The following is a 10421-nucleotide window of genomic DNA, read 5'->3' on the forward strand; positions in this document are numbered from 1 at the left end:
TTAGTCATCGAATGCTTGGCCGAAAAGCCGTTTGACTTAATGTTAACTTGAACTTTTACACTTCGCCTGCCATTCCCACTTTATGAAAATCAGGTAGCGCGATGACTAAACCCCTGGAGTTTCAAAACCCCGACGCACTTTTTGACCCTACGCCCTACGGCTACTGCCATACGGTGAAAGCCCCGCCGGGCGGCCAGCTGGTGTATATATCCGGCCAATTCGGCGGCGAAGGAGCCGCGAATACGCTCAGCGACGACTTTCGCCACCAGACTCAGGCAACGCTCAACAATCTGGGCAGGGCGCTCAAGGCGCATGGCTTGGACTACACCAACATCATGAAAATCACCGTGCTGATCGTTGATCACAGCGCCGAGAAGCTGGCGGTCTGGGGCGAGGAGATGCGCCACTGCTGGCCGATGGAAAAACTACCCGCCAGCACGCTGATACCCGTTCCCCAACTTGCTCTGGAAACCATGCAGATCGAGGTGGACGCTGTGGCGTGGAAAGCCTGCTGAGGATTTATTTTCTTGACGGTGTAAAATGATCGTTTTACATTGAATGTATGACTATTAAAACGAAGCTTATCTCCGCCGCAGAATCCCTTTTCGACCGGCACGGATTTACCGCCACCGGGATGGACCGGCTTACGCAGGCTGCCGGCATGTCGAGCAGAACGCTCTATAAACATGCGGGCAGCAAACATTCACTGATCGCCAGCGTGCTTACGGAACGCGACCGTCGGTTCTTGCGCCGAACCGACGTGGACAGCGTTAATGCGCTTTTCAAGGCACTTGAAGACTGGGTGCGGGTAGAAGGCTGCCGAGGGTGCCTATTTCTACGCGCTTATGGGGAAACCGGTGGTGATATACCGGAGATCGCCGAGGCCATGACCGCTCACAAGGCCGGGGTCTGGAACAAGATTCAGGAGATCGTTGCACTCGAAACCAACGGACGTGGCGATGAGCAGCTCGCCGAGCAAATTCTGATTCTGTTCGAAGGCGCAACGGCGACCGCCATTTATCGCGGCGCGGATGCCGTTGCTACCGCTCGGCATTGCGCGGTTCGCCTAGTCAAACAGGCATCATCATGAGTCCGGGCATGACGCTCGGCGCCGTGGGATTTGGGCTCATTGCCATCTGCTACGGCTTTGCCCGCTTTGCTTTTGGGCTGTTTCTTCCCCAAATCGATGCGGATCTCTCTTTATCCTCAACCGTGGGCGGGTTGATATCAGGTGGCTCTTTTCTGGGCTATTGCGTGGCAATCGTAGTCTCTGCCCACCTGACCGAGCGGCTAGGCCCCCGCGTGGTGGCAACCGGCGCGGCACTCGTAGCCGCAGTGGGCATGACAGGCATCGCAGCAGCCCCCTCTTCGCTATGGCTTGCCGGTGCTGTAATGCTGGCAGGTTCCAGCACAGGCCTTGCGTCGCCGCCCATGGCTGCGGCCGTGGCCGCTGCGGTCAAGCCCGCCCGCCAAGGTGCTACCAATACACTCATCAACGCAGGAACCGGCGCAGGCGTGGTACTTTCAGGGCCCGTGGCGCTATTGATGGGCGGCCATTGGCGGATCGCTTTTTTGATCTTTGCAGCAACGGCATTGTGCATGGCGATAGCGGTCGCCATCAGCGTACCGGGTAACGCCCAATCAGCCGAAAATCGCGAAAAAGGCTTACCGCCACTCAACAAGACACTTAAACGACTAATTATCGCGGCCTTCCTGATGGGCGCTTCAAGCACTGCTTTGTGGTCTTTTGGCAGCCAGCTGGTCACGTTACGCCTGGATTGGGGCCATACCGGCGCGGGCCTCCTGTGGATGGCCATTGGCACGGCAGGCATGGCGGGCGCGGGGGCAGGGTCGCTCGTTGCCCGGTTTGGCATTGACCGGACACACTGGCTGTTTCTGGGTACGCTGGCAGGCGGCATCCTGCTGGTGGGCGTTGAAGGCACCACTCCCGCGCTGACGCTAATCGGTGGTGCGTTGTTCGGTTTGGCCTACATCATGCTTACCGGCGTCTATCTGGTATGGGGCGTTTCGGCATTGCCCAGCTGCCCCGCAACGGGCCTGACCATCGGTTTTCTCACCATCGCTATCGGCCAAACGGCAGGCGCCCCCCTGTTTGGGTTGATCATGGATCAATGGACGCCCACCTACGCCGTCATTGCCTTTGCCTGCCTTGCCTTTACCGCCGGATTGGCGAGGGTAGGCAATGCAGAAAATAAAAAATCTCCAGAGCCTGCCCTTCCGAATGCTTGAAGGCAAGGCGTTGCAAGCAAGAAGGATTATCGTTTAAATACAGCTCTTCTTTTAAAATGGCTCTTTCCCATGCGCCGTACCGTGACGCTTCTTTTCGCTCGAGCCGCGCTCCTGCTTACCAGCCTGCTGGCATTTACCAGCGCGCACGCTCAGTTTGCCACGGTGGACTGGACCATCGCCGAGACGCTGGTGGCCATCGGCGCACCGATCAGCGGCGTGGCTCAGCAGCCGGATTACTACGACTGGGTGGGCGAGCCGCGCATTCCTGCCAGTGCCACTGACCTTGGGCTGCGCGCTCAGCCCAATTTTGAACTGCTGGCCCAGCTTGCCCCCGAGCAAATATTGATATCGCCAATGTTCGCCTCGCTCACGCCGCGCCTGGAGCGTATTGCGCCGGTTACCTCGCTTGCGCTCTTTTCACCCGGTACGGATACCTGGCAGGAAATTCAGGCGCTGACGCGCGAGCTGGGGGAGCTGACCGAGCGTGAAGCGGCGGCGGAGGCGGAGGCGGAGGCGGAGGCGCTGATTGAAGACACGCAAGCGCTGATGGCATCGCTGCGCGACGCACAGCCAGATACCGCACCGCTATTGATGGTGCAGTTCATGGATGCACGGCACGTGCGAATATTCGGCGACAACAGCCTGTATAACGCAGTACTTGAACAGCTTGGCCTGGCTAACGCCTGGGAGGAACCCACCAATGCCTGGGGCTTTGCCTTGACAGGGATTGAAGCGCTCGCGGGCTATCCCGACGCCCGGCTGGTGATCATCGACCCGTTGCCGCTCGGCGTGGAGGAGCAGCTGACCACCAGCGGCCTGTGGCAGCAGCTACCGATTGTGAAAAACGCCAACCTGCTGCGCCTGCCGCCGGTATGGAGCTTTGGCGCACTGCCTTCGGCACAGCGCTTTGCTCGCGTGCTGACCTCGGCACTGAAGGAAGCACCAGCCGCTTCGCTAGATTGATAGGAAAGTAAACACGAAAAGACAGAACGTTAAGCCCCTCTAGCTATCATAAGGGCTGGCTATCATCGGGTCTCGCTATCATCCGCCGCCAACAGCGTTTTGAGATGCTCGGCGCCACTCAGTGAGGCGTTATGCAAGGCCTGCCAGCTATCCGGCGGATGGCCATCGCCAAGCATCTTCTTGAAGACGGCATACGCATCTTGCTTGCTTTCATAGGCGCGCTTTGTAGCGTCATCATTGACCCAGGCGTAAATGATGATTTTGCTCGCCGCATCAAAGCGAAAGAACAGCCGGTACTGCTGATAAAATTTTGCCCGCTGCCAGTGGGTGTGCCCAGGGCCGAGCGTATTTCCCTGCCGGTACTGAGCGCCGGATGGGTCCTGAGGAATATCGTTCAAAGCCAGTTTGATGATGGCAGCCAGACGCTTGGTGGCCGGTTTGCTGCGATAGCCTACGGAGTCCTTTGCCTGAAGGCGTTTGACCTTAACGGTGAGTGCTTCGACCTGCTCCATAAACAGCGGATGGGCGTATAGGCTCCATCCATTCACTGTGAGCGGCTTCATTCCTCTTCATCGTCCACTTCTTCCAGCACTTCATCAAGATCTACCGCCATCCCTGCGGTAAGACGCTCAGCCTCGGCAAAACTGCTCGCGGTAACCGGTCGAATGATTTCCGGATGCGCGACCAGATCGCGCTCCAGAAACTCGAGAAAACTGGCTACCACAGGATCATGCCGGACTTCATCACTGGTACGAGAGAGCATGACTTCACCGTTCGGGCGAACAGTGTAGTGGATACGGTCGCGACGCTTGAGCTTCAGCGCTCGACGAATTGAGGCAGGAACAGTCGTTTGATAGCGATCCGTCAGAGTAGAATCATCTTCGATAAGCGTGTTCATCACCAATCTCCGCTTAGTGGTAATGCAGAAGCAATGCATCAAAGTTAATGCAACTGCATTACCTCGTCAAGCGACGTTTACCAGCGGTAGCTGACGCTGCCGATCACGCTGCGCGATTCCCCGAAGTAGCACCAGTAGTCGCAGCTGGCTACATACTCTTTGTCGGTCAGGTTGTTGACGTTGAGCTGAGCCTGCCAGTTATCAAGAAACTCATAGCCGATCATGGCATCGGCCAGGGTAAAGCTGCCCACCTGGATATCGCCATCCACGCTTTCACCTACGTAGCGCACGCCGCCACCCAGGGTCACGCCATCCAGCGCGCCACCGGTAAAGGCGTAGTCCAGCCAGGTAGATGCCTGGTGACGCGGAATCAGGCTGGCGCGCTGGTCATCTTCCAGGCGCGAATCGGTATAGGTATAGGCCGCAGTGACTTTCAAGTCATCGGTGACGTAGCCTACCCCTTCCAGCTCAAAGCCCTGGGAGGTGCGCTCGCCTTCCTGCACCTGGAAACCGGCCGGTGAAGTTACCAGCGTGTTGCTCTCCTCCAGATCGAACACCGCGGCGGTCACGTAGCCATCCCAGCCGATGGGCGCATACTTCACACCCGCTTCCCACTGGCGGCCTTCACGCGGGTCATAAAGATTGCCTGCGCTATCGGACTGAGCAATCGGCTCGAACGATTCGGTGTAGCTGACGTAAGGGTTGATGCCGTTCTCACCCAGATACATAACCCCGCCAGACCAGGAGAGCTGATTATCGTCAGAGCGCTCGGAGGTGCCCGCAGTTACATTGGTGTTCTCGGTCTCGGCATGGTCGTAGCGCACACCGCCCAGCAGCACCCAGCGGTCATCCAGGCGCAGCTGGTTTTGCAGGTAAACGCCGGTCTGCTCTTTGTCGATATGCCGCTCGACCAAGTCTTCATCGGCAAACGGGGTGTAGTTGCCGTAGGTGGGCGTGAAGATATCGATCGGCGCGCCAAAGGCGTAGTCGTCGCCCTCCTGGCCCTTGAGGCCCAGGTTCTGGTAATCGACGCCCACCAGCAGGGTATTTTCGGTGCGTTCGGTGTACCAGTTGCCTACGAAGCGGTTATCCACCGTCCAGCTATCGGCCTTGCCATCGCGCAGCGTCAAACCACGGGAAGCGCGCCGGTCATCCACCATGGAGAGCGCGTAGGTACTGCGCAGTTCCAGGTCGAGTTCGCTGTAGCGCAAATCCTGTTCGAACGCCCAGGTGTCGTTGACCTGATGGCGCAGCTCGTAGCCTAGCCCCCATTGGGTGCGCTTGTTGCGGTCATAATCAGGCTCGCTAACGTTGGACTGCGGGCTGACCCGGCCAAAGGGCGTATCCTGGATGCTGCCGTAGGGCAGCTTGAAGCCATTGACGGGCACGCCGTCGTCCTTCTGCACGCTGGCCAGGAAGGTAACGCTGGTATCTTCACTGACATCCACCGCCAGACTGGGCGCAAAGTAGTAGCGCTCGTTATCGGTGTTATCCAGATCGCCGTCGCGCTCTTTATACATGCCCACCACGCGGTAGCGAACATCATCTGATTCGCCTACCGGCCCGCTGGTATCCACGCCTATTTGGCGATGGTTGCGGTTACCCATCTGCAAGTTCACGTTGCCCTGGGGCGTATCGGTCGGGCGTTTGCTCACCGCGTTGATCAAGCCACCGGGAGGCGCCTCGCCGTAAAGAATCGAAGACGGCCCTTTGAATACATCAATCCGCTCAAGGCCGTAAGGCTCCGGCAGCCACTGATAGAAGCCTTCGCGATAGATACGCAGGCCATCCTGGTAGGTGGATTGATCAAACCCGCGCACCTTGAACCAGTCGGTATCATTATCGCTGCCGTAATGGCCGGCCAGCACCCCCGCGCGGTAGCGGAAGGTTTCATCCAGCTGCTGCACGTTGCGAGTTTCAAGCTCTTCACGGTCAACGCTTGAAACCGGGCGCGGCGTTTCCACCAGCGGGGCGTCCACTTTCAAGGCCGTGCCGACCACGACAACGGTATCGTTATTGACCGTCTCCTGAGCGCTGGCGGTGGCGCATACAAGAACGGCGGTGACAGGAATCAACGCGGCAATGGAACGCGCCAGGGGGCGGCGCACAAACGGTAAAGACGGCATGTTGAGCACTCGGTTTGGTTAGGAGCAGAGGGGCAGAGAATCTTTTTTTAGTGATAATCGTTGTGATTTATATTCACTATACCGCCGCCAGCCCTGCGCTATCAACGTCTACTTAAATAAGTTAAGTTAGGGTTAAGTAAACCTAGCGAGGAAGCACAATGACATTGGCCATTGTTGCCACGCGCGCAGGCGTGGGGTTAGACGCACCGGCGGTGCATGTAGAAGTACACCTGGCCAACGGCTTACCGGGGCTGACGCTGGTGGGCCTGCCTGAAACCGCCGTGAAAGAGAGCCGCGAACGGGTGCGCAGCGCCCTGGTCAACGCTGGGTTTGATTTCCCCAACACTCGACGGATTACGCTGAACCTCGCACCCGCGGACCTCCCCAAGGAAGGCGGCCGGTTTGATCTGCCCATCGCATTGGGGATTCTGGCCGCCTCGGGCCAGATTCCAGTGGAGACGCTGGAAGGCATGGAGTGCGCGGGCGAGCTGGCACTGGATGGCAAGCTGCGCGCCGTACACGGCATTCTGCCCTTTGCTCTGGCAACGCGCCGGTCTGGAAAAGCGCTGATCATTCCCCGCGAATGCGCCGATGAAGCCGCGCTGGCGGGCGACTTGCCGGTGCTGCCGGCCGATACGCTTTGGCAGGTTGTCGCTCACCTGCTCGGCCAGGAAAAAATTCCGCCCCACCGCTTGCCTGCTTCTGTCAAGACCACCACGCCGATGGCCGATCTGGCCGATGTGCGCGGCCAGCAGCAGGCACGCCGGGCGCTTGAAGTGGCCGCTGCGGGTGGGCACAACCTTTTGTTCGCTGGCCCGCCAGGCACCGGCAAGACCATGCTCGCCAGCCGCCTGCCGGGCATTCTGCCGCCGCTTTCTGAAGAGGATGCGTTAGCGGTAGCCGCCGTGCGTTCGGTATGTGGATTACCCCTGGATGCCGACTGGGGCAAGCGTCCGTTTCGTCAACCGCACCACAGTGCCAGTGCTGCCGCGTTAGTGGGCGGTGGCTGTCACTTTCAACAATTGTTGCGACTAAACAATAATTACTGCGACAATCTCTATTTTGAGTTTACATAGGGCGCGCCCTTGTGACGGTTTCACTCAAACAATGCAGAACCTTTAGCTTTTCAGACGGCACTCTCAAAGACGAAGCTGAACGCTTGGTCGTTTGGTGGTATGGGCCTATCGAAAAAAATACCCGCGCAGAAAGCGTCCCTAAGATTTATGTGTTTTTCAAACCCATTGATAAGAATAACAATTTAGGGAATGTGATTGAGCGAACGACGGTCTTAACACATGTCGGGCTATTGAGGATCGGTTCCGTCTGGGAAAAGGGGGTGAGCAACTCTCGCATCGCGTTTGATGAGAGAACATTCCCCGTTTCATTCTCTCCAGGGGGCTGGCGGATTGTTTCTCTAGATGACTTACGCAAAGCAGGGCGCAGCCTCTATACCTCCTTTCATGATGAATACTATTTGCCACTGGACAGAAAACAAAGATCGTACCTGATCGAATTTGACCTTCCAGATGGCAAACACTTACTAATCCCTTGCACAGAATTTTTTACTCGCGTTTACGGCCGCTCTTCTGAAATCAAGCGGGTGCTCGCTACTTACCCTTGGGAAGAAGTTAAAGAACGTCTTTATCGACCGCTTAATACGCCTGCATCCCCAGGTACGTGGCCTGTCAAATTTACGTATCGTGTTCATAAACACGATGCCATCTTGCTAGCGCATATGCTGTACGATCCCTATGCTGAACAGGCTGCCAGAAGCATTTATTCACAGATTGAAGCCCGCTTCCCCGCAGATAGGATACTTTTTGAGGCCACGCCTTGGTTCCAGGGAAGCGGGGAACTCTCTGTTTCTGGCGTTCCGATTGATGGTGGCAACGCATTTCTAGGGTTGCAGATATTAGGCTGCACACAGCCCGATGGTGCCACGATCCATCGTGAAAGAGAGAAATCAGCGACAGTACCCGCCACCGATGGCGATGATGCTCCCACTCAATTCCCTTATCATCAGCTTCAAGACATTCCCGATGTCATTGACCTGACGGATGATGAAGAGCCCGACCATGGCTCTTCTTGGCTAGACCTTACTGAAGACGAATTCGTTATTTTGGGTAAGCCTCGCGCTGTCTTGGATAAGCGCTATACCCGGAAAAACGTGCCCGATACACGAGGCGTTCCCGTTCCTGGCGACGAAACGATTTTTTCCACCGGAGAGCCCTATGGGTCAGGGAAGGGAGTGGGACAAGCTTCTATTCACGCCCCCATTACACTGGAGTCGCAGGGCTTTCTACGTGATATGTGGAATGCGCTTCTCTATTTAAAATCAGCCTATCCTAAAGCGATTCATAGCGTTAGCTGGTTTACCTTTGAAGACGGCTTCAGCACGTCCCCTGATCCTCGATTAATTAGCCTCGAACCCTTCGGTACAGACGATGAGGTAGAAACGTCCGTGGCCAATTGGGTCTATATGGATACTCAGACCAAGGTTCTTCGCGGGGTACTTGTCATCAAGGTGCATGTGTTAGGTCAAGCGCTTTATCTCATGGAACTTCAGCGACGCCCTCCGAAACCCAGAAATGGCGGTAGGGAGGAAGGGTCAAAACCTCCGTCCTACAAAGGTTTAGTGTTTACGTTGGATCACCAAGACAGCTTTGAACACTGGTTGCGCCAAGTGCTGTCTAACGTGCGGCACGTTGAAGGTGTCGTTCAAAAGCTCGTTCGTCACTGCCCAGGATTCGCCGATACGTTCAAGCACCCGAAAGCCAAAAATGATAACGTTCCCGGCGAAGCTTCCGTGCTGAATGCCTTCAGCAAGGTCGGTATCACACGTTGAGATTTAGCCATGTATTAAGCGAGCAAAGCATGCCTTTGGTAACAACCAACTGATAAACACCTCAACTGAGTGAACGTAAATTATGGGTGAATTATACATCTCTCGTGTAGAGCAAGAGGCATTAAAAAAAATTGATTCAGATGAACTAAACTCGATAGTCAATGATTGCACTAGGGACGCACAAACAGGCGGGCTTTATCAATTTGGCTTAGAAGGCTGCGGCGTATATGTTTCAAACAAACTGAGAAGTTTCCAAAAGGCAGTTGATTCGCATAGCAGCGCGAAGTCTTCTAAAAAACGCGAAGAGACAGAGTACCAAATGCGGCGAGCAGCTGATGATCTGACACATGCGGTTCAGGATATGCAGGAGCGATTGAAAACAGAAGAGAGGGAGAAGCAATTATTTCTGATTGATGATTATACCACCCCCTTTTTCAATTTCAGTGGCAGCTTAGAAGTAAAACTAAGGTATCAGTGGCGCAAGAATACGGAAGATAATTGGATACATGGCATAATCACTTTTCAATATACTCCCGATCTTACCCCTGACTACAGAATACCATTACCTAAACGCAAACCGAGTGCTGCTAAGTTGGCTCAAGAGCGCCAAGAGAGGCTGAGACGCGAATGGGAACACCTAAAACTGCTAAGCCTCCACTCATTAAGAGATTTTTTTAGGGAAGGTGGAAATGGCCATGACATACCTCTATGTTTCAAGGTTACTCCTGACTCCTACAGCCGTGGCCTCAATAATTTCAGTGCTATTTTTTGGCGTCAAAATCCTTCTCCAAACCAAAAAAACTAGGCATTTTAAGACTATTAAATCTGCCAGCTTGCTTTTGGCAACCCAGCACAAAAGAAAACATTTCCCCAAGGGACACATTGTTATTATTTATTCTTTAAAGCTTAACCAGGTGAAATTAAAACGAGATAACAACTTTTTGATTTGAAATACAACTTCTCTGAAAAGATTGGCTAATCGTATGCTTTCACACGCTTAAAGCATCATAGCCCGACTTTAGGGTAGCAGGCTCCTCAGCTAAGACACCCCCTACATAGCGTAGGGGGCATGTTAATAACATTATATATCGTGCATTCTTCCAGTTTGCCGTGATAAGCGCATAGCCTCGTGTTCCTCTAATGTTAAAAGCGTTTCAAGTAATTCTTTGGCTCTACGAATTTCAGCTTTGCCGATTAGGCTGCGATATAAACTGATGGCTTGCTCATGGAAATCTAGCACTTCTTTGCAGATAGCATCGGCCCCTAGCCCGGATTTCTCACAGGGTATAAAAGAAAGCGGCTGAAAGTGTTAACGTTTCAGGGCCTTACACCAAAAACC

The 10421-nt window shown here is 54.9% G+C and carries 9 protein-coding genes and 1 pseudogene; 7 read left to right on the forward strand and 3 right to left on the reverse strand.

The genetic code is table 11. The features are described from left to right. Positions 1-101: 101 nt before the first annotated feature. From INT33_RS14060 to INT33_RS14075, 4 genes are all read left to right on the forward strand, one after another. Entirely contained in the window at positions 102-515 is a 414-nt protein-coding gene (locus tag INT33_RS14060) for a RidA family protein (RefSeq protein ID WP_192538794.1), read from the forward strand. Between the two features lie 47 nt (positions 516-562). Beyond that, positions 563-1090, forward strand: coding sequence for a TetR/AcrR family transcriptional regulator (locus tag INT33_RS14065; RefSeq protein WP_192538793.1), 528 nt, complete (start codon positions 563-565; stop codon positions 1088-1090). Then, positions 1087-2250 (forward strand): MFS transporter, encoded by a 1164-nt coding sequence (locus tag INT33_RS14070; protein ID WP_193092191.1) that lies wholly within the window; start codon positions 1087-1089, stop codon positions 2248-2250. Before INT33_RS14065 ends, INT33_RS14070 begins: the two co-directional genes overlap by 4 nt. Positions 2251-2319: 69 nt before the next feature. Beyond that, positions 2320-3213 (forward strand): ABC transporter substrate-binding protein, encoded by an 894-nt coding sequence (locus tag INT33_RS14075; protein ID WP_193092192.1) that lies wholly within the window; start codon positions 2320-2322, stop codon positions 3211-3213. Positions 3214-3275: 62 nt separating this feature from the next. Here INT33_RS14075 and INT33_RS14080 read toward each other — a convergent pair whose 3' ends face one another. The 3 genes from INT33_RS14080 to INT33_RS14090 all read right to left on the reverse strand — a co-directional run bounded on the left by INT33_RS14080 (position 3276) and on the right by INT33_RS14090 (position 6237). Continuing rightward, the gene (locus INT33_RS14080; protein ID WP_193092193.1) at positions 3276-3776 is read right to left on the reverse strand and encodes a type II toxin-antitoxin system YhaV family toxin; all 501 of its coding nucleotides are present in this window, start codon (positions 3774-3776) and stop codon (positions 3276-3278) included. Continuing rightward, on the reverse strand, positions 3773-4111 hold the full coding sequence (locus INT33_RS14085) for a type II toxin-antitoxin system PrlF family antitoxin (protein ID WP_193092194.1): 339 nt from the start codon (positions 4109-4111) through the stop codon (positions 3773-3775). Before INT33_RS14085 ends, INT33_RS14080 begins: the two co-directional genes overlap by 4 nt. A 77-nt stretch (positions 4112-4188) precedes the next feature. Next, entirely contained in the window at positions 4189-6237 is a 2049-nt protein-coding gene (locus tag INT33_RS14090) for a TonB-dependent siderophore receptor (protein ID WP_193092195.1), read from the reverse strand. 158 nt (positions 6238-6395) lie between these two features. Between INT33_RS14090 and INT33_RS14095 the strand changes: the two are divergent. From INT33_RS14095 to INT33_RS14105, 3 genes and pseudogenes are all read left to right on the forward strand, one after another. Next, positions 6396-7244: pseudogene (locus INT33_RS14095) on the forward strand (YifB family Mg chelatase-like AAA ATPase); the annotation flags it as partial. An 80-nt stretch (positions 7245-7324) separates the two neighbouring features. Continuing rightward, entirely contained in the window at positions 7325-9082 is a 1758-nt protein-coding gene (locus tag INT33_RS14100) for a hypothetical protein (protein WP_193092196.1), read from the forward strand. 82 nt (positions 9083-9164) lie between these two features. Further along, on the forward strand, positions 9165-9887 hold the full coding sequence (locus INT33_RS14105) for a hypothetical protein (RefSeq protein WP_193092197.1): 723 nt from the start codon (positions 9165-9167) through the stop codon (positions 9885-9887). Positions 9888-10421 lie beyond the last annotated feature (534 nt).

It is taken from the genome of Halomonas colorata (genome assembly GCF_014897985.1).
Classification (GTDB): Bacteria; Pseudomonadota; Gammaproteobacteria; order Pseudomonadales; family Halomonadaceae; genus Vreelandella; species Vreelandella colorata.

Coding starts and splice junctions, on each gene's coding strand:
- INT33_RS14105 (WP_193092197.1), top strand. CDS start 9,165: ATGGGTGAATTATACATCTCTCGTGTAGAGCAAGAGGCATTAAAAAAA.
- INT33_RS14085 (WP_193092194.1), bottom strand. CDS start 4,111: ATGAACACGCTTATCGAAGATGATTCTACTCTGACGGATCGCTATCAA.
- INT33_RS14070 (WP_193092191.1), top strand. CDS start 1,087: ATGAGTCCGGGCATGACGCTCGGCGCCGTGGGATTTGGGCTCATTGCC.
- INT33_RS14080 (WP_193092193.1), bottom strand. CDS start 3,776: ATGAAGCCGCTCACAGTGAATGGATGGAGCCTATACGCCCATCCGCTG.
- INT33_RS14075 (WP_193092192.1), top strand. CDS start 2,320: ATGCGCCGTACCGTGACGCTTCTTTTCGCTCGAGCCGCGCTCCTGCTT.
- INT33_RS14060 (WP_192538794.1), top strand. CDS start 102: ATGACTAAACCCCTGGAGTTTCAAAACCCCGACGCACTTTTTGACCCT.
- INT33_RS14065 (WP_192538793.1), top strand. CDS start 563: ATGACTATTAAAACGAAGCTTATCTCCGCCGCAGAATCCCTTTTCGAC.
- INT33_RS14090 (WP_193092195.1), bottom strand. CDS start 6,237: ATGCCGTCTTTACCGTTTGTGCGCCGCCCCCTGGCGCGTTCCATTGCC.